Below are 17,896 nucleotides of genomic sequence, written 5' to 3'. Positions count from 1 at the left end.
ACATATCATGAAGATAGGCGAGCATCCGAGCACCGCGCAACGCCGCCATGCAGCCGCGCAGTAGGTTGCTCGAGGCGCCCATGACGAACCGGCAAATCCTGGTCATCGGCCCTTCCTGGATCGGCGACATGATCCTGGCGCAGAGCCTTTTCAAGCTGCTCGAGCAGCAGGACGAAGACTGCGCGATCGACGTGGCCGCACCCGCCTGGACCCTGCCGCTGCTGGAACGGATGCCGGAAGTGCGTCAAGCCATCGCTCTGCCCTTTCAGCATGGCAAACTCGATCTGTGGCAGCGCATCCGCATCGGACGGGCGCTGCGCCCCAAGGGGTACGAGCAAGCCATCCTGCTCACCAATTCCTTCAAATCCGCCATCCTGCCTTTCGTCGCCGGCATCCCCCGGCGTACCGGCTTTCGCGGCGAGATGCGCTATGGACTCATCAACGACCTGCGTCGGCTCGATCCGGTTCGGCTGCCCATGACCGTGCAGCGCTTCGTCGCCCTCGGCCTGCCGCCCGAAGCCCCGCTGCCCGAGCCCCTGCCGCGCCCCGAGCTCATCGCCTCGCCCGAGGGGGCTTTGCAGGCGCTGCGCCGCCTGGGGCGCGAGCTGCCTGATAGCCCCGTCCTTGGCCTGTGCCCCGGCGCGGAATTTGGCCCCGCCAAGCGTTGGCCGGAAGAACACTACGCCGCCGTGGCCCGCTGGGCGTTGGAGCAAGGCTATGCAGTGTGGCTCTTCGGTTCGGCCAAGGACGCCGCGATCACCCAGGCCATCGATCGCCTGAGCGGTAACCGCTGCCTCGATCTGGGCGGCAAGACCCGATTGGGCGAAGCCATCGACCTCATGTCGCTGTGCTCGGCCGTGGTGAGCAACGACTCGGGCCTCATGCACGTGGCGGCCGCGCTCGATCGCCCCCTGGTCGCCCTCTACGGCTCCTCCGACCCGCACCACACGCCACCGATGAGCGAGCGCGCCTCCATTCTCCACCTGGGCCTGCCCTGCAGCCCCTGCTTTGCGCGCGAATGTCCTCTCGGGCATCTGAAATGTCTGCGCGACATCGCTCCGGCGCAGGTCATCGCCCTTCTGCACCAGCGCTTGGATAAAATAAATACATCGAAAACGGATCCAGCATGATCGTCAAAAAACTTCTTGAAGAGCATCGCATACCCTGGCTAGGAGCCATCCTCGGCGCCATGGTGGCAGCATGGGTCATCTTCCAGTCCAACGGTTTTCTCAACAGCGACGGCATGGTTTATATCGAGGCCGCCAAGCAGTTCAGCCAAGGGGCATGGAAAGCGGGGTTCGCCCTGTACAACTGGCCGCTGTATTCCCTGCTGATCGCTGCCATCCATCACGCGACGGGGCTAAAATTGTTGGCCTCGGCCCATGCCATTACCATCACGACTTTTGCATTGACCAGCGCTGGCCTGCTGGTACTGGTGAGAGAACTCGGCGGCAACCGCCGCGTCATGCTCGCCGCCGCCCTGATGCTGTTTGCAGCCACTCCCCTGGTCAACAACTACCTGCCCATGGTGCTACGCGATCATGGTTTTCTGGCCGCGCATGTCTGGAGCATCGTATTTTTGCTGCGCTTCAGTGCCACCCATCGCTGGAGTGCCGCCTTGGCCTGGGGAATCATCGCCGCGATCGCCACCCTGTTCCGCATCGAGGGCATCGTTTATCTCGCGCTGTTACCGCTAGCGCTCTTGCTGCGCAGCGGCTACGACTGGCGTCAAAACCTGACGGCGCTGGCAAAGGCCAACACGTTCCTGGCCGCCAGCGCCGTCTTGCTCGGCATGGCGCTCTTATTACTCCCCAATGTCAATGCCCACCAGCTGGGCCGTCTAAAGGATCCGCTAACAGTCGCGCAAAACGTTTTCTACCAGCTTACCAAGGGCCTCGAGGAAAAGGCCGACCTTTACGTCAACGTCATCCTCGGGCAGTATCTGAACGACTACGGTATGCCCGGCCTCCTGCTTACGCTGGCCTACGTGGTACTCATCAAAACGGCCACTTCCGTCGGCTGGCCACAGCTACTGTTCGCTGCGTATTCCCGCTTACAGTGCCGTGAGCCGTCCGCGAATCCAGGCCATGCATACCTGCTCGGCTGGCTGTTCGCGATTGGCCTCATCAACGCCGTCTTCATCATCCTGAGTGCATTCACGCTGCCTAAGCGTTACCTGCAACCGCTGGGCCTGATCATCCTGATCTACGCTGCCTTCGGTGCAACAGCGCTGTTCACTAGATGGCGTCAGCAGATCGGCAGCAGGTGGATATTTCCTGCGCTCACAGCACTACTGGGGCTGCAGCTCGTACTCAACCTGCGGCCGAGCGACGCCAGGGACCATTTCGAGCAGAATGCGGCAAAGTGGATCAACACCCACGTCCCCGTCGGCAGCCGTATCTATTACGACTACGGCAGAATGCGCTTCTACGTCAATGAAGACTCTTCCAGCCGCGAGGAAGTACCGTTGGCGGAAATCGAGCGGCTGATCACCACAGGAGACATCAAGCAATACGATTATCTAGTGGTGCACGTTTCCAGAAAGGAGAGGGAGCACCAGCAATTCATGAGTGCCCGCTTGGGCGAGCCGCTGGCCATGTTCGAGAATAGACGTGGCAAGCGCATCCTGATCTACCGCGTGCAGAAATCTCCCTGAAACGGACGCAACGTCAGCCATCGTACGGTAAGGCCAACGACCTGGCTCAGGCACCAGAAGATGGGATAATAACAGAATGCTTTTCCGCGTACACGAATTGGAATAGAGATGTTCACCATTGCAGCGGAATACCAGGTTGAAATGATAATTCAGTTTCCGGTTTGCATGTCCTGGAATCTTTTTCCATTGTAAAATGGTAATGTCAACGCATCCAATATCATGTGCAGTGTAAACTTAAAATTTAGGAGTGATTTGCAATGATTCATATATTCATCGGCTACGACCCAAGGGAAGCGGTAGCCTATCATGTTTGCGCCAACAGTATCATCCGCCATTCCAGCGCCCCGGTTGCGCTGCATCCGCTCTCCCTCAACAACTTGCGAACATTCTATGCCGAAAGGCACACGGACGGCAGTAACCAGTTCATCTACAGCCGCTTTCTCACCCCCCTGCTGATGGATTTTCAGGGTTGGGCCATTTTCATGGACGGCGATATGCTGGTGCGCGACGACATCGTGCAACTGTGGGAAATGCGGGATCCCAGCAAGGCGGTCATGGTGGTCAAGCATGACTACAAAACCCGCCTGAAGCAGAAGTATCTGGGCGCCAAGAATGAAGATTACCCTCGCAAGAACTGGTCTAGCGTCATCCTATGGAACTGTGGTCATGAAGCCAACAGAGTACTGACGGCCGATTTCGTGCAGAACGCAACCGGCGCGCAGTTGCATCGTTTTACATGGCTGACCGACGACCTCATCGGGGAACTACCGAAGGTATGGAACTGGCTGCCCGACGAATTTGGCGCCAACCCGCATGCTAAATTGTTGCACTGGACGCTGGGCACACCCTCATTCCATGAATTCGCCGACGAACCCATGGCATGCGAATGGCATAGAGAGCGCATCCTGATGGATTACTGTCTGCAAAGGGGCATCGGCTAGAAATCGAGCTGCACTGTCTGCTTTCAATCTTTTGGCATAAATGGCGATTATCATTTTATCGTTGTATACCTCGCCCAACGCTTGTCGATCAGCAGGGCAATCTGCTTCTGGAGACCCATCGTGAACACCATTTCCAACGATTATCTGACCAAGCAGAAAGAGCTTCATCAGAATCCACGATACGGATCTGCATCGGTAGATTATGCCCCAATAATCATCGACATACTTGAGACTACAGGGTTTCGCTCAATTTGCGACTATGGCGCAGGAAAATGTCGTCTGGGTGTTATATTAAAGAAAAAAATGCCGATGATCGACTATTTCCCTTATGATCCAGCATTTCCGGATTACGGGCCAGCCAAACCAGCAGAATTAGTCGCCTGTATCGACGTTCTAGAACATATTGAACCGGAATTCCTCGAAAACGTGATTCAGGAGCTTTCCTGCCTGACCACCCATGTCGGCTTTTTCAGTGTTCATACCGGTCCGGCGAAGAAAACGCTCGCCGACGGCAGAAATGCGCACCTCATTCAGAAACCCACATCATGGTGGCTGGAAAGGTTGCTGCCGTATTTCGATATCATCCAACTCACACCAGTCAAACGGGGCTTCTGGGTCATCGTACAGCACAAGGGAAGTGATCATACCGGCATGTTCGTAAAGCGGAAACGCGATTACGCAGCCCTGTGGGGGAAGCTTCAGAGATTTGTACGGCGCCGCTTATTTTCCTTTTGCGACAGACACCCAGAATCAGCTGGCAAACAGCGCCAACTGGCGAATTAGGTTCTGCTGCCTTTCCTTGCCCCGCTCGCCAAAGACCCAGTTGAAATATGCTTCTCGCTGCGGACGGAAATGATCAGACTCTGCCAGTGAGGAGTCGATGATTCGTGCCATATCCTGGCTATCCGGTCTCATGCGCATGCCACACCCGTAGATGGTCAGCAGCTTGGCGATGTACTCCTCTTGGATCTTCTTGCCGCGCATCATGGCGGTGATCGCATCAGGCGACGAACCCGCACTCTCTACGAACAGCAACGGCAGGTCATAATAGAGCGCTTCCTCAGGTGAAGATGCACCGTCGGTTATCACTAGATCTACGACGGCAAACAATGCCGACAGCTTGTAAGAGGTCAAATCCAGCAAAGAATTGCCTCGCTCCCGGCACAACCGCTGCAGGCGCATGAAGCCGAACCGGTCCTTGATACGCGCGGTCACCGACTGGCTCGGATGCGGGCGCAGAATTAAGTTATAGCGGGAAGGTACATTCTTGAGCAGCTTTTCCGCCATCACGTCCCAAGACCCGTACGGTTTGCCCCTAGGCAGGTACAGCAAGGTCTGCGCAGCCGGATCAAGGCCCGCCTGTTGCAAAAACTCATGACGCCAACCCGCGTCGCGCTCAGGAAAATCGAGGAACGGCAGATAACCGGAATAAACCAGCTTGTCCTGCAACCCAGCCCCGGCCAGCGCATCGTACATTCTCGGGCCAATGACGCAGATGTGATCGAAGTGGCGCAGCCCGTCAATCTCGGTCTGAGACATGAACGCATAAGTGCCATGGAACACCATGTATTTCCTGGCCGCATAGCGCGACAGCAGCGCCCGGTTGGGCGAACCGGTGACGATGGCATCGGCTCGGCGCAGCAGCGCATCGCCGCGGGACCAGCGTCCGAGCGATTCGCGCAACAGGGTCACGGGCGCGTCCGGATAGACCCGGCGCAGGGCCCGCCGCGTGCTCGGGCGCGTGGTGACGAATTCCCCGCCCAAGGCTTCATGCAGCGGCATCAAGGCGGGTACGGCTTGGTATTGTTTGGTGAAATAGGCGATCATCGGCCTGCTTCCTCACAGGCAGCACCAAAGCCGAAGACTTCCAGCGACTTTTTTCTCTTGAGGTACGGCGTAAAAGTGCGCAGGCGGCAATCGGCCAGCGGCGAGATCTTCTCGCCATCGCCGCTTTCGGCCAGCACCAGCATGTCGGTGTGTTGCGCGCGCAAGTCTGCCAGACGCGCGTCGTCGATCACGGGGATGTCCCGCTGCGCATAATAGAGCAGGCGCTCGTCGAGCGAGCGGTAGGCATAGAGCGGCACGGGCGGCGCGGTGCGCAGCCACTGCACGAACTGCGGAAAAACCGCGACTCGGTACTCATAGATCCTGGATTCGACGAGACCGAAATACAGGGCGTAGAGCGCCGGCAAGGCGATGCCCAGCGCCAGCACGGTGCGGCGTAGCCGGTCCCCTGAAGTCTCCAACAGCTCGGCGAGGCGCACTCCCAGCAAGAGGGCGAGGAGAGGATAGACCGGCAGCAGATATTTGGCGTGCTTGTTGCTGAAGAGGGAATAGAGCAGAAACGGAATCGCCACGGCAAGGAGCAGCGCCTTGCGGTCGTGATCGCGCCACCAGCGCCGCACGGTGGCCAAGGGCCGGGCCAGCAACAGAAGGGATGCCGGGAAGAAATCCCCCATGATCCATATAACGTAATCGTAAAAAGGATCCGCGGCGGAATTCTGGACTTTGTCCACCATGTCGACTTCGATGATGGAGAGCCATACCTCCCAGCCCAACTGCCAAGTCACGGCGGCATACCAGGAAAGCCCCACCCCCAGAAAGATCAGCCAGCCGAGCGGATCGTACAGGGCCTGCCAGTGACGTGGGCTGCGCGCTTGCACGGCCAGAGCGAAAAGCGGCAGGGTGACGAAGAGCAAGACCAGCGGCCCTTTGGTGAGCATGGCTAGCCCCAGCAGCGCGTAGCTCAGCCGCAGCCAGGCGCGCCCGCCGTCGTCACGTATGTAGTGCAGAGCAGCGAGAAGGGAGCCGACGCACAGGGTGGTGAGCAGCATCTCGATCTCGGCGCGCCGTGCGAAGACGGCGAATCCGGCGTTGGCGATGAGGATCTGCGTCGCGAACAAGGCCGGCCACGGACCGAACACCTTCCGCGCATAGCGGTAGCAGACCCAGATGCACAGGCTCGCCGCGAGCGTCGAGGGCAGGCGCACCGCCCATTCGTTGGCAGCGCCGAAAAGCCAGGAGCAGGCTGCAGCCAACCAGTAGAGGAGCGGCGGCTTGGCGAGATAGAGCTCGCCGTTGAGCCGCGGCAGCAGCCAGTCGCCGCTGCGAAACATCCCCTCCGCGGGAATGGCTCGGCGCGCCTCGTTGAAGGACAGGAGCGCGATGTCGCCCAATCCCCAGTAGAACACCAGCGCGCCGAGGAAGAAGGTGGCAAAGAGCAGTCGCCGGTAGAGGGCGTCGTCGGCGTAAGGCGCTCGTTCCAGGCCGACAGAACGCAGGCTCATTGCGGCACCCCCTCCTTGGTCACCAGGATGTCCTCCATGACGAGATACTGGAGATCGGAACCGAAGAACATGTCGAGCGCGTCGCTCGGGCTGCACACCATGGGTTCGCCGCGGCGGTTGAGCGAGGTGTTGAGCACCACGCCGTTGCCGGTGAGTTTTTCCAGCTCCCGCATCAGATCGTAGTAGCGCGGATGCTGTTCGCGCCGCAGCACTTGGGCGCGGGCGGTGCCGTCCTCATGCACCACTTCCGGCACCCGCTGCCGCCATTCGGGTGCCACCTCGAAAGTGATGGTCATGAAGGGGGCCGGATGGTGGGACTGCAGCATCTGGGGAGCGACGGTATCGAGCATGCTGGGGCAGAACGGCCGCCAGCGCTCGCGGAACTTGATCTGGGCGTTGATGCGGTCGGCGATGCCGGGCACGCTGGGGCAGCCGAGGATGGAGCGCCCGCCCAGGGCGCGCGGGCCGAATTCCATGCGCCCCTGGAACCAGGCCACCGGATGGCCGTCGGTGAGCAGCCGGGCGACCCGCACGGGCACGTCGTCGATTTTCTGCCAGCGCGGGCGCGCCGGGTGTTTGGCGCAGGCGGCGATGATCTCTTCGTTGGTATAGGCCGGCCCCAGATAGACGTGCTCCATCTTCTCCACCGGCACGCCGCGCTGCATGCTGACGTAGGCGGCGGCGCCCACGGCGGTACCGGCATCGCCCGCCGCCGGCTGGACGAAGAGCTCCTTGACGTCGGGCCGGGCGACGATCTTCTGGTTGAGCTTGACGTTGAGCGCCCCGCCGCCGGCAAAGGCAATCAGCCCGGTTTCGCGGATGACGTCCCCGAGATAATATTCCATCATCTCCAGCCCCAGCCGCTCGAAGAGCGCCTGCATGCTTGCGGCGTAATGGATGTACGGTTCGTCGGCCACGTCGCCCTCGCGTCGAGGGCCCAGCCATTCGATCAGCTTGGGCGAGAAGTAATAACCTTTGCCTTTTTCCTTGTAACGGCGCAGACCGACGACGTTGACGTAGTCGGTATTGACCACCAATTCCCCATCCTCGAAGCGCGCCAGACGCGAGAAATCGTAGCGGGTGGGGTCACCGTAGGGCGCCATGCCCATCACCTTGTATTCGCCATCGAGCATCTCGAAGCCGAGGTATTCGGTGATCGCTCCGTAGACGCCGGCCAGGGAATCGGGATCGTAGAATTCCTTGATCTTGTGGATGACGCCGTTTTCGCCGTAGCCGAAGAAGGTGGTGGCATACTCCCCTTTGCCGTCGATGCACAGGATCGCCGTCTTGTCGCGAAAGCCGGAGCAATGATAGGCGCTGGCGGCATGGGCCAGGTGGTGTTCGACCGGGACGATCTCGGTTTTGCCGAGGTCGAACCCTAGCTGCTGCAGGCACCATTCGATGCGCTTCTGGTAGCGGTGGAAACGGCGGTTACCGGCAAAAATCGCATCCAGCGCCCGATCGGGCGCGTACCAATAGCGCCGGGCATAATGCCAGCGCGCCGGACTGCCGAAAAGGGGGATGGGCGCATAGGGGATGGCTACGGCGTCCACTTCGTGCGGCCGGATGCCGGCCCACTGCAGGCAGAATTTCGCCGATTCATAGGGCATGCGGTTCTTGGCGTGCTTGTCGCGCACGAAGCGCTCTTCCTCAGCCGCGGCGACCAGCGTGCCGTCGATGTACAGTGCAGCCGAGGGGTCATGCCCCAAGGCACCGGACAATCCCAGAATCTTCATGTCGTACTCACTTTTTCCTCGATGATCGACAGGCCGGCCCGCCGCAGCACCGGATCCGGCCCATAGACGCGCCGCAAGGCCGATTCCAGCAGAGCGCGGACCGGCGGTGCGTCCTGCCAGTTTTGCAGGAAGCGGCGCAGATCGCGGGCATGGCGCCTGCGGTACCTGCCGCTACGGGCGTGGCGGTATTGGCGCAAGGCATCGAGATCAAGCAGCCACGCACCCCGGTCGACGATCTTGAGGTTGTCGGCTTTGAGGTCGCCGTGCTCGATGCCCAGCAGGTACAGCTTGTGCAAGAGCTTCGCCAGGCGCTCGGCCACTTCGCGCCGGACTTCGTCAGCGACCGAGGCATCGGCGAAGAGTTCGTCGACAGCGGGGCCGTCCACCCATTCGGCGAAAAAATATGCCTGCCGCCGCAGCGGACCGAAGCGGCGCTCCAGCACGGCGAGCGGACGCGCCGTGGCGATGCCGTACATGCGCAGCAGATGGGCGTTGCACCAGGAACGCACGGCCCGGGAACGGCGCAGGGCGATCTTCAGGCCGTGCCAAAAGCCCTTGACGTTGTAGCGCTTGATGACGATACGGCGCGCGCCGGCGGTCACGACGCCGATGGTGCAGGTATTGCCCGTCTTGAGGCGGCGGCATGCCGGGCGCTCCAGCCAGTCATCGGGGCGATCGAGCAGCGCGCGCAGCTCGGGGCCATCATGGGCGCGGGCCACGGCAAGGAAACGATCCCAGCGCTGTTCCACGCGCACGTCGGTGCAGGTGCGCAGGACTTTCCTCATGGCGTACTCTTGCGCCACCTGATAGCGATGCCGCCAGACGGCCTCTTCGAGACGCCGCAGCATCCGGGCATCGGTCTGCCAGCCGCGCACTTCGGCGTAGACCTGCAGCAGCTGGGGAAGATGAACGTCCTCCTCGACGTCGAACTTGGAGAGCAACTGCGCCAGGTTGAGCAGCGAGCGGCGCGGACCGAGCGGGCCTCGTCCGGCCCGGATCCCGTCGCCGTCGAGGGTGTAGACCCGTTCGCCCTGGATGAGGAAATTCTTGAGATAGAGATCGGTCTGGCGCACTCCTGCCTGGTGATGCCTCGCCACCACCCGCACCAGCGTTTCCATCAAGCGCAGGCGGGCCTGGGCGTCGCCGGCAAGGGACGCCAGATACTCCTCGGCGTTACAGGAATCCTCGATGGCCTCGAAAAGGAGCACCCATCCGGCGCCGTCGGGCAGCTGCGCTTCATATAGCAGCGCCGGCGTATCGATGCCCCGCTCCTGCAGCCAGCGCACACCGCGCCGGTCGCGTGCGGCGTGGCGCTCGGCGCGGGGGCCGATGAAAATTTTGGCGTAGATCGCCCTGCCCTGCCAGCGGCCAGAGCAGACGAGCCGGGCGCCGGGCACCCGACGGACCACGCGCTCACACACCACGCTCGTGCCGTCGCTCAAAGGCAGGGAGAACGGCCCGTCCTCCGCACCGAGCACGGCGGGCGATCCCAAAATCACGGTTTGCGCCGCAGTCTGCATAGATTCAGTTCGTCGACCGAGGTCACGAGTTCGACGTCGATTCCTTCTAGGGCAGGCGGTTGCTCGGTGATCAGCCAGATCTCGCCCCGCTGCTCGAGCAGGGCAGGAAGATCTTTCGCGGCCACCGGCGGAATCACCCGTCCGGCATAGAAGGAAATCGCGCCATCGCCCGGCTTGGCATCATTCGGCCTGTCTTGATAGAGTGGAACTTCCGGGCCGGGAAGTTGGGCAGCCAGCGTCTTGGCGGCGGTCTTGTGCGGCTCCTTCGACAGATTGGCCTCGCCGTAGAGATAGAGCGCCGCGCTCACCACGGCCACCAGCAGCACGGGGAAAGAAAGCACCCGGGTATTCAGGAGCCGGTACGACACCAAGGGCAGCGCCAGAAGCGCCAGCCAGGGCAGAAATTCCAGCGCCGCGCTTTTATTCTTGAAGACCAGGTAGCCCATGGCCGCGAGCGCCGCCACACAGAACAGCCAGAACAAGATGCGGTTGAAGCGGACGAACCCGCCGCCGGCTTCGGCCAGATAATGGCCGAGGATCAAGGAAAGCGGCGGCGCAAAGAGAAGCGCGTACTGCATCTGCTTGTTGACGGTGAAGGAGAGCAGGACGAACACCACCGCCAGCCACAGCCAGGCGAAACGGATCACCGGCGGCAGACTCCCCTGGCCGCGCTGCCGATGGGCCCACCAACCAGCCGGCAGCAGCAGAATCCCCCAGGGGGCGAAGAATTCGAAGAAATGCTGCGGATACCACCACAGCGGCTTGGCATGGGTGCCGCTGACGAAGGTTTCGTCCACTTGCCTGCCGATGAAATACTGGGCGGCATCGGGTAGCGTCGCCAGCAGCCAGGCATACCAGCCGAAGGCGACGAGGAAGAGAACTGCCAATCCCGGCAGGCTGAAGCAGTTCTGCAGGAACTGCCGCACCCCGGCGCCGCGCCGCTGCAGCAGCGACCACGAGAGCAGCGTGAGGAGCGGAATGGCGAGCGCCGCCGGACCTTTGCTCAGAAAACCGAGCCCCAGGAGCAGGCCGAAGAGCATGCGGCGGCGGGCCTCGCCGCCCCGTTCGAGCAGGTCGTAGCCGACGAAGCAGGCTGCGGCGATGAAGAAGAGCAGGATCGCATCCGCCTCGCCGCTACGAAAGTAGCGCAGGCCGATGAAACTGACCACCAGCACCAGGCCGGCGTTGGTCGCCGCCCTCGCCCCTAGCCGGGGCATGCTCCATAGCGTCAGAAGAAAGGCCGACAGCAACCCGAACAGCACCGCCGGCAGGCGCGTGGCGGTCTCGTTCACACCGAACAGCCGGTAGCTCGCCGCGGTGAGCCAGTACGGCAGGGGCGGTTTCTGCAAGCGGAGCTCCCCGTTGTAGCGCGGCACCAGCCAGTCGCCGCTCACCACCATCTCGCGCGCCGTCTCGGCAATGCGCACTTCCTGGATCTTGTACAGCGGCCGCTCGCCCAGACCGATGAGCAGGGCCGGCAGCAGCAGCGCAAGCATCACGAGCAGCGAGGAATAGGATGTTTTCATCGTCGTGTCCCTGACAAATTTCCAGTCTCGTCGAACGGCGTCCTCGGCCAGCGTCCGTGGAACTTGTGGTAGAGCCGGCGCGCCCGCGCTTGCACCTGCCGCCAGAACGAGCGCTCGCCGACGAGGGTGCGGCGCAGGCTGCCACGGTAGAGACGGATGAAGCGCAGGCAGTCGCGGCGGCTCAGGCCGATGTCCAGCGCCGAGAAATACAAGGCGGCAAGGTCTTTCATCCGATCGCGCCGGGAAGTGACGCGACGCACACCGACGCGGTGCAGGTCCATGAGATAGATCAGGATCTCCCCCTGCCGCAGGCGCTCCCCATCGAGGCAGAAATGGCAGAGATAGAAGTCGCGGTGGTTGAGCCCGTGTTCGTGCAGCGTGCGCGCGATGCGCGCGACTTCGGCGAGGATCGCGCGCTTGTGCGCCAAGGGCGGCGGGGAATGGGGCCAGTCGCGGCAATGATCTTCCAGCGAGACGATGTCCCCCAGGTCGCGCGTCATCACGAAGGAGCGTCGCCGGGCGGGGTTCGAGCCGCGGCTGGCATAGGCGACGCCGGGTGTGGTGGGAATGCCCAGCGCTCGAAGCCGCTCGATGGCGCGCCACTCGACGGAAGCATCCACCACGGGCCACTTGCCGGAGAAGAGATTCTTGAAGATCTCGCGCCACCCCACGCCCAAATGCTGCTTGACGAAGTAGGATTCGTCCCCTAGGCGCACCCTCAGGGTGCGCCGGCCGGGGACGTCGCGAAACACCTCCCCCTGCAGCGCCATGACGCGTTCGAACGGATCGCCGGGTGGCAAGAGGGAAAGGATCTCGGCGGGCAGATGATCGGGCGGCCGTCCCGCGCGGCACGGCGGCGCGGGCACGCCGCCCATCGCTCCGCCCACGGCACTTCGCGCCTGCGTGGATTCAGTCTCGACCACGGCCTTTCCTCTTTTCCCGGGCGATCTCCTCCAGCAGCTCCGCCTCCAAAGTAGGAGAACGGCGCGCGGCGATGTCCGCGGTGTAGCGCCTGCCGGCCTCACCCCATTGCGCGCGCTCCTGGGGCGAAGCCAGCATGCGCGCCAGGGCTTGGTCCATTTGGCGCTGATCGAAAGGCGACGGCAGCACCAGGCCGGCGCCCGCCGCGGCGACGTGCTCGGCGTAGCCACAGACGTCGGTGACGAGCACCGGCAGCCCCGCGGTCATGGCTTCGATGAGCACGAGCCCGGCGAGCTCGGAGCGCGCGGCATGGACGAGGAGGTCGGAGCCCATCATCAGGCGGGGAACGTCCGAGCGACCCGAGGTGAGGATCAGGCGATCCTCCACCCCCAGGCGCTGGGCGAGCGCCACCATGGCGTTCGGACGATCCTCGCCCACGGCGAGCAGCCAGGTGTCGGTGCGCAGCGAGCGCGGCAAGGCGGCCACGGCGCGGATGGCCCGATCCAGGCCTTTGCGCACGAAGGCGGAGCCCACCATCAGAATGACGGTGGCCGAGTCGGGCAGGCCGAATTCGGCGCGCACTGCATCCCGCGCCTCGCTCCGATCGATGCCGGAAAAATCATCGAGGGGAATGTTGGGCAGGAGCACGTGAAAGCGCCCATCGGGCGTGTGATACCAACGCTGGTAGATGCTCCGCTCGCGCGCCGTCAGCAACAGGATGTGGCAAGAACCCTCGCGGCCCATGACCGCCCTTTCGCACGCGGCGAAGAAGCGGTACCGGCCGGTCAGACGGTAGAGCCAGCCGCGCTCGGCGTGCGCCCGCTCGATGAAACAGGGGTCGGCCGCGTAATAGACGTCCAAGCCGGGCATGCGGTTGAAGCCGACCACCAGATCGGGCTCATCGGCGCGCAGCCGCGCGGTGATGGCGTCGATCAGACGCCGATGGCGCCGATGATTGAGCCCGCCAGAGACCGGCAAGAGGACGACCTCGATGCCCTCCCCAGGCGGATCGCCGCGCCATTGGCCGGTATAGATCCGAACCTCATGCCCCCGCGCCGCGCAATCGCGGGCGATGCGCAGCATGTCGCGCTGCGCCCCGCCGTAGGGAAAATACTTGAAGATCACGAAGGCAAGCTTCATCGAAGACCGTCATCGCCGCCGCACGGCCAAAGTTTCCATTGTATGCGAAAATTCCCCCATGCCACGCCTGCTGCTCATCAAGACTTCGTCGCTGGGCGACGTCATCCACAACCTCCCTATCCTCGCCGACATCCGTGTCCACCATCCCGACATGCGGTTCGACTGGGTGGTGGAAGAAAGTTTCGCCGACATCCCTGCCCTGCACCCGGCGGTAGACCATGTCTTTCCGGTAGCGATCCGCCGCTGGCGCCGCAGCCTTTTTTCTGCCGCCACATGGCGCGAGATCGCCGCGGTTCGCCAGCGCCTCAGGGCGTGCCGCTACGACCTTGTGCTCGACAGCCAAGGATTGCTCAAGAGCGCGCTGATCGCCCTGCAGGCGCGCGGCGAGCGGCACGGCTACGATCGGCGCTCCATCCGCGAGCCGCTCGCTGCCCTCTTCTATCCCCACCGGCACACCGTCTCGCGTGCGCTGCACGCGGTGACGCGCAACCGGCTGCTGGCAGCGGCCGCACTCGGCTATCCCCCTCCGCAGACGGCGCCCGACTACGGCATCCGCCCCCCCCGGCAGCCCTTGCCGCTCGAGCTGCCGCCATGCTACGCCGTCGCCCTGCACGCGAGCAGCCGCGATTCCAAGCTGTGGCCGCAGACGCATTGGGTCGAACTCGGGCGCACGCTTGCCGCAGCCGGAGTGCCGCTCGTCTTGCCTTGGGGCAACGAGCGGGAACGGGAGCGCGCCCAGGCGATTGCCGCCCAGGTGCCGCACGCCCTGGTGCTGCCGCGCTTGCGCCTTGCCCAGCTCGCCACGCTGCTTGCCGGTGCCTGGGCCGTGGTGGGCGTGGATACGGGTTTGGTCCACCTTGCCGCGGCGCTCGACGTCCCCACCGTCGCGCTCTACACCGATACCGACCCGCAGCGCACTGGCGTCTTCCCCGGCCGCGCGCAGTCGGCGATCAATCTCGGCGGCGTCGGCCAGGTTCCAGCACCCGCCGCCGTCCTGGAAGCGCTGGAGCGTCTCGACCGGCCCCCAGCCATGTCCCGGCACAGCGGCTGACCCTCCAAACCGGGAGCGCGGTTTCCCCTCGCCGCCGTGTTCCGGGCGTGTTTCCTGCGACAAAGCGATCATCGGATCGATGCCACGATCGCTCTTGACCCGTGTCAAGGCGCCGGGTGCAGCGCCTCGCTACAGTGAGCGCCGGAAGCCCCGACATGGAGACATAAATGAGCACGATCGCCACCTTATTCACCCGAGACCACCGCCATGCCGACGACGGCTTCGCGGCGGTGGAAGCAGCGCTGCTCACCGGTCCTACCGCCTCGGCTCTCGACGCCTGGGAAGCGCTGGAGGCCGAATTGCTGCATCATTTCCTCGTAGAGGAGGAGGCGCTCTTTCCCGCATTCGAAGCCACCACGGGCATGAGCAGCGGACCCACCGAAGCGATGCGGCTCGAGCACGCGCAGATGCGCGAGCTCTTCGCGCCGCTTGCCGCCGCCATTGAAGCGGAAGAGACGGAGTCGGTGCGCGATCTGCTCGAGACCTTGCTCGTGATGCTGCAGCAACACAACATGAAAGAAGAGAACGTGCTCTACCCTCTTTGCGACCAGGCACTGGCAACGGCACAGCGCGAGGCGATTGCCCGACGGCTCGCCGCGACTTCGCCATGACCGGCTCACCCCCCTTCCACCGAGCCCCCGAAGGCTACGCGGAGACGGAGGCGATGCTCTTCGACGCGCGGGAACTGCTGCCGCCCGATCCTTTCGTGCGCACGCTCGAGCTGCTCGAACGGCTGGAAGGTGGGCGCTGGGTGCGGCTGCTGCTCTATCGCGTTCCCTGGCCACTCTTCGAGGCGATCGAACCGGACGGCTGGGCGCACCGGGAGTATGTCCACGACGACGGCACGGTGGAGGTTCATCTTTTCCGCCCCTTGAACGGCATCGAGACGAACGCGCGATGAAAGCCCAGCCGCTCGACGTCAAATCCTCACCGCCGTACGCGGTGCCGCTGCGCTGGTTCGCGCTGGCGCCCCCCATGCTCGCGCTCACCGGCCTACTGCTTCTCTTCGAAGGGCCAACGGCGGTGCTCAGCCGGTGGACACCGGCCGCGCTCGCGCTCACCCACCTCACGGCGCTCGGGTTCATGGGCAGCGTGATGCTGGGAGCGCTGGTCCAAGTGCTGCCGGTGCTCGCCGGCGCCGTCTGGCCGCCGATGATGTTCCGCTGGCATCTGTTACCCGCCGCCTGGGGAACGGGGGTGCTGCTGCTCGCCGCCTCCTTTCTCTGGCCGAATCCGGCGCTGACGGGAACGGCCGCGATGCTCCTCACGGGCACGCTCGCGGTCTTCCTCTCCATCGCCTTCCTCGCCCTGGCATCCGCCCGCAATCCGGCCGGCGGGGATCTGCGCCGGGCCTTGACCGGATTCGCCCTCACGGCGCTGCTGGGGCTGGGGCTACTCGCGCAGCGCGAGGGAATCTGGCTGGCGGATCATTTCGCCTGGGTAAGCTGGCATGTGGCGAGCGCCTGGAGCGTGTGGGGGCTGGGACTGGTGGCAGCGATCGCCTACGCGGTGGTGCCGATGTTCCAGCTCACGCCGCCCTACCCGGAGCGATTCCGGGCGCGCTGGGGTAAAGCCCTGTGGCTGCTGCCGCTGGCCGTCGGCGCGGGCGTGGCGTTCGGCAACGAGGTGGCCACGGGCACGGCCGTACTCGGTGCGCTGCTCTTGGTGCCGCCCTTCACGGTGCAGACGCTGCAGCTGCAGGCGCGCAGCAAACGCCCCCGGCACGACGCCACCTGGAAACTGTGGCGCATGGCCATGGTCTCGACCCTGGCGGCGCCACTCGCGGCTCTCCTTGCGGCGGGAGACGTGCTCTCGCCCTGGTGGGCAGGGGTGATCGTCTTCTGGGGTGGATTCGCGGCGGTGATCTGCGGCATGTGGGTGAAGATCCTGCCCTTTCTCACCTGGCTGCACCTGCAGCAGCGCCCCGGCCGCCAGGGATTCCCCCCGACGATGCTGCGCATCACGCCCGAAGCGCAGGCCGACCGGCTCTGGAGGATGCACGCGCTCGCTGCTGCACTGCTCCTTGCCGGGCTGATCTTCCCCGAACCGTTCATGCGCCTGGCGGGGCTGGCGGTGATCGCCTGCGCGGCGCAGCTGGGGTACATCCTGTGGCTGGCGGTGCGCACCTACCGCCGCTGGCCGCAGACGACGCAAGCGCAGGTCGAAGTACCTCCCTCGACGACCTCACCGGGGTGAGCGCCATGGACTACGACACGCTCAAGACCTTGCACCTCACGTTCGTGAGCCTGAGTCTGGCCGGTTTCCTCGTTCGATACGTCCTCGCCGAGTACCGGCCAGCGCTCCTGCAACGGCGCCTGCTGCGGGTCCTGCCCCACGTCAACGACACGCTGCTCTTCGCCGCCGGCATCGGCCTTGCCGTCCTGCTGCGCCTCTCTCCATTCACTGTTTCCTGGTTCGGCGTGAAGCTGCTGTGGCTGCTGGCCTATATCTTCGCCGGTTCGGTCGCCCTCGGGCACGGACGCACACCTCGCCAGCAACGGCTCGCCTTCGTCCTCGCCCTTTTCTCGTTTGCCCAGATCGTGGGTTGCGCGGTACGCAAATCGCCTTGGGGATGGTTCGGTTAGACGGAATCGGGCGACTTGACGCGAATCAATGCGCCGCCAGCCGCCCTTCCCTATCCTCGGTCTGCCGAATCCCCAAGGAGAACAGCATGGCCTCTTTCTTCAGCACGAGCGCCGCCCGCAACATGTTCTATGGCGGCACGCTCTTTTCCGTCCTCTTGTTCCTCGGCGTGACGTTGCACACGGAGAGCGTGCTGCCGCAGCGCGACCAGCGGGCGCAGATCGCGACCAACCCGGCCATCGCCGCCGGCAAGCGCATCTGGGAGGAGAACAACTGCATCGGGTGCCACACCCTGCTCGGCGAGGGTGCCTATTTCGCCCCCGAACTGGGCAACGTCTATAAACGGCGCGGACCGGAGTTCATCAAAGCTTGGATCCAAAGCCAACCCACCGGCGCACCCGGTCGCCGTCAGATGCCGCAGTTCCATCTCAGCGAGCAACAGCTCGACGATCTGGTGGAATTTCTGCGCTACGTCTCCGAGATCGATACGGCCGGCTGGCCCCCCAACATCGAAGGATGACCGGTTCCCCCAGGA

General features: G+C 63.7%; 17 protein-coding genes. 10 read left to right on the top strand and 7 right to left on the bottom strand.

Annotated elements, in window-relative coordinates; all coding sequences use genetic code 11:
* Positions 1-80: 80 nt before the first annotated feature.
* The 4 genes from waaF (at position 81) to EPD82_RS06560 (ending at position 4,380) form a co-directional block, all read left to right on the top strand.
* The gene (waaF, locus tag EPD82_RS06575) at positions 81-1,130 is read left to right on the top strand and encodes a lipopolysaccharide heptosyltransferase II (protein WP_141056175.1); all 1,050 of its coding nucleotides are present in this window, start codon (positions 81-83) and stop codon (positions 1,128-1,130) included.
* Positions 1,127-2,656: a hypothetical protein gene (locus EPD82_RS06570; RefSeq protein ID WP_055423938.1), complete on the top strand. Its 1,530-nt coding sequence runs from the start codon at positions 1,127-1,129 to the stop codon at positions 2,654-2,656. The genes waaF and EPD82_RS06570 overlap by 4 nt, the downstream gene beginning before the upstream one ends.
* A gap of 257 nt (positions 2,657-2,913) precedes the next feature.
* Positions 2,914-3,597 (top strand): glycosyltransferase, encoded by a 684-nt coding sequence (locus EPD82_RS06565; RefSeq protein ID WP_055423939.1) that lies wholly within the window; start codon positions 2,914-2,916, stop codon positions 3,595-3,597.
* A gap of 120 nt (positions 3,598-3,717) precedes the next feature.
* A complete protein-coding gene (locus EPD82_RS06560; RefSeq protein WP_141056174.1) occupies positions 3,718-4,380 on the top strand; it encodes a hypothetical protein in 663 nt (220 codons plus the stop codon).
* Here the strand turns inward: EPD82_RS06560 and EPD82_RS06555 are convergent.
* The 7 genes from EPD82_RS06555 to EPD82_RS06525 are packed head-to-tail and all read right to left on the bottom strand — an operon-like array spanning position 4,348 to position 13,727.
* On the bottom strand, positions 4,348-5,424 hold the full coding sequence (locus EPD82_RS06555; protein WP_055423940.1) for a hypothetical protein: 1,077 nt from the start codon (positions 5,422-5,424) through the stop codon (positions 4,348-4,350). The two genes, EPD82_RS06560 and EPD82_RS06555, sit on opposite strands and share 33 nt — an antisense overlap.
* Positions 5,421-6,884: an ArnT family glycosyltransferase gene (locus EPD82_RS06550; protein ID WP_055423941.1), complete on the bottom strand. Its 1,464-nt coding sequence runs from the start codon at positions 6,882-6,884 to the stop codon at positions 5,421-5,423. The genes EPD82_RS06555 and EPD82_RS06550 overlap by 4 nt, the downstream gene beginning before the upstream one ends.
* Positions 6,881-8,620 carry a carbamoyltransferase family protein gene (locus EPD82_RS06545; RefSeq protein ID WP_141056173.1) on the bottom strand — a complete coding sequence of 580 codons (1,740 nt, stop codon included), beginning with the start codon at positions 8,618-8,620 and terminating at the stop codon, positions 6,881-6,883. Before EPD82_RS06545 ends, EPD82_RS06550 begins: the two co-directional genes overlap by 4 nt.
* Positions 8,617-10,140 (bottom strand): lipopolysaccharide kinase InaA family protein, encoded by a 1,524-nt coding sequence (locus EPD82_RS06540; RefSeq protein WP_141056172.1) that lies wholly within the window; start codon positions 10,138-10,140, stop codon positions 8,617-8,619. Before EPD82_RS06540 ends, EPD82_RS06545 begins: the two co-directional genes overlap by 4 nt.
* The gene (locus EPD82_RS06535; RefSeq protein WP_055423944.1) at positions 10,116-11,666 is read right to left on the bottom strand and encodes an ArnT family glycosyltransferase; all 1,551 of its coding nucleotides are present in this window, start codon (positions 11,664-11,666) and stop codon (positions 10,116-10,118) included. The genes EPD82_RS06540 and EPD82_RS06535 overlap by 25 nt, the downstream gene beginning before the upstream one ends.
* Positions 11,663-12,541, bottom strand: a complete 879-nt coding sequence (gene rfaP / locus EPD82_RS06530; protein WP_082438433.1) for a lipopolysaccharide core heptose(I) kinase RfaP — start codon at positions 12,539-12,541, stop codon at positions 11,663-11,665. Before rfaP ends, EPD82_RS06535 begins: the two co-directional genes overlap by 4 nt.
* Before the next feature lie 34 nt (positions 12,542-12,575).
* The gene (locus EPD82_RS06525; protein WP_055423945.1) at positions 12,576-13,727 is read right to left on the bottom strand and encodes a glycosyltransferase family 4 protein; all 1,152 of its coding nucleotides are present in this window, start codon (positions 13,725-13,727) and stop codon (positions 12,576-12,578) included.
* A 58-nt stretch (positions 13,728-13,785) separates the two neighbouring features.
* Between EPD82_RS06525 and waaC the strand changes: the two genes are divergently transcribed.
* The 6 genes from waaC (at position 13,786) to EPD82_RS06495 (ending at position 17,881) form a co-directional block, all read left to right on the top strand.
* On the top strand, positions 13,786-14,778 hold the full coding sequence (gene waaC, locus EPD82_RS06520) for a lipopolysaccharide heptosyltransferase I (protein WP_055423987.1): 993 nt from the start codon (positions 13,786-13,788) through the stop codon (positions 14,776-14,778).
* 167 nt (positions 14,779-14,945) lie between these two features.
* Positions 14,946-15,389: a hemerythrin domain-containing protein gene (locus EPD82_RS06515; protein WP_055423946.1), complete on the top strand. Its 444-nt coding sequence runs from the start codon at positions 14,946-14,948 to the stop codon at positions 15,387-15,389.
* Positions 15,386-15,679, top strand: a complete 294-nt coding sequence (locus EPD82_RS06510; RefSeq protein WP_082438431.1) for a DUF2249 domain-containing protein — start codon at positions 15,386-15,388, stop codon at positions 15,677-15,679. The genes EPD82_RS06515 and EPD82_RS06510 overlap by 4 nt, the downstream gene beginning before the upstream one ends.
* Positions 15,676-16,974, top strand: coding sequence for a hypothetical protein (locus EPD82_RS06505; RefSeq protein ID WP_055423948.1), 1,299 nt, complete (start codon positions 15,676-15,678; stop codon positions 16,972-16,974). The genes EPD82_RS06510 and EPD82_RS06505 overlap by 4 nt, the downstream gene beginning before the upstream one ends.
* A 5-nt stretch (positions 16,975-16,979) precedes the next feature.
* Positions 16,980-17,363 carry a SirB2 family protein gene (locus tag EPD82_RS06500; RefSeq protein ID WP_055423949.1) on the top strand — a complete coding sequence of 128 codons (384 nt, stop codon included), beginning with the start codon at positions 16,980-16,982 and terminating at the stop codon, positions 17,361-17,363.
* An 86-nt stretch (positions 17,364-17,449) separates the two neighbouring features.
* Positions 17,450-17,881 (top strand): c-type cytochrome, encoded by a 432-nt coding sequence (locus EPD82_RS06495; protein WP_055423950.1) that lies wholly within the window; start codon positions 17,450-17,452, stop codon positions 17,879-17,881.
* Positions 17,882-17,896 lie beyond the last annotated feature (15 nt).

This window comes from Tepidiphilus succinatimandens (assembly GCF_006503695.1).
GTDB classification, from domain to species: Bacteria; Pseudomonadota; Gammaproteobacteria; order Burkholderiales; family Rhodocyclaceae; genus Tepidiphilus; species Tepidiphilus succinatimandens.
This window is presented reverse-complemented; position numbering and strand designations above follow the sequence as displayed.

Bases quoted from the DNA above. Each gene is read 5' to 3' on its own strand.
- waaF (WP_141056175.1), top strand. From the start codon at position 81: ATGACGAACCGGCAAATCCTGGTCATCGGCCCTTCCTGGATCGGCGAC.
- EPD82_RS06570 (WP_055423938.1), top strand. From the start codon at position 1,127: ATGATCGTCAAAAAACTTCTTGAAGAGCATCGCATACCCTGGCTAGGA.
- EPD82_RS06565 (WP_055423939.1), top strand. From the start codon at position 2,914: ATGATTCATATATTCATCGGCTACGACCCAAGGGAAGCGGTAGCCTAT.
- EPD82_RS06555 (WP_055423940.1), bottom strand. From the start codon at position 5,424: ATGATCGCCTATTTCACCAAACAATACCAAGCCGTACCCGCCTTGATG.
- EPD82_RS06550 (WP_055423941.1), bottom strand. From the start codon at position 6,884: ATGAGCCTGCGTTCTGTCGGCCTGGAACGAGCGCCTTACGCCGACGAC.
- EPD82_RS06545 (WP_141056173.1), bottom strand. From the start codon at position 8,620: ATGAAGATTCTGGGATTGTCCGGTGCCTTGGGGCATGACCCCTCGGCT.
- EPD82_RS06540 (WP_141056172.1), bottom strand. From the start codon at position 10,140: ATGCAGACTGCGGCGCAAACCGTGATTTTGGGATCGCCCGCCGTGCTC.
- EPD82_RS06535 (WP_055423944.1), bottom strand. From the start codon at position 11,666: ATGAAAACATCCTATTCCTCGCTGCTCGTGATGCTTGCGCTGCTGCTG.
- rfaP (WP_082438433.1), bottom strand. From the start codon at position 12,541: ATGGGCGGCGTGCCCGCGCCGCCGTGCCGCGCGGGACGGCCGCCCGAT.
- EPD82_RS06525 (WP_055423945.1), bottom strand. From the start codon at position 13,727: ATGAAGCTTGCCTTCGTGATCTTCAAGTATTTTCCCTACGGCGGGGCG.
- waaC (WP_055423987.1), top strand. From the start codon at position 13,786: ATGCCACGCCTGCTGCTCATCAAGACTTCGTCGCTGGGCGACGTCATC.
- EPD82_RS06515 (WP_055423946.1), top strand. From the start codon at position 14,946: ATGAGCACGATCGCCACCTTATTCACCCGAGACCACCGCCATGCCGAC.
- EPD82_RS06510 (WP_082438431.1), top strand. From the start codon at position 15,386: ATGACCGGCTCACCCCCCTTCCACCGAGCCCCCGAAGGCTACGCGGAG.
- EPD82_RS06505 (WP_055423948.1), top strand. From the start codon at position 15,676: ATGAAAGCCCAGCCGCTCGACGTCAAATCCTCACCGCCGTACGCGGTG.
- EPD82_RS06500 (WP_055423949.1), top strand. From the start codon at position 16,980: ATGGACTACGACACGCTCAAGACCTTGCACCTCACGTTCGTGAGCCTG.
- EPD82_RS06495 (WP_055423950.1), top strand. From the start codon at position 17,450: ATGGCCTCTTTCTTCAGCACGAGCGCCGCCCGCAACATGTTCTATGGC.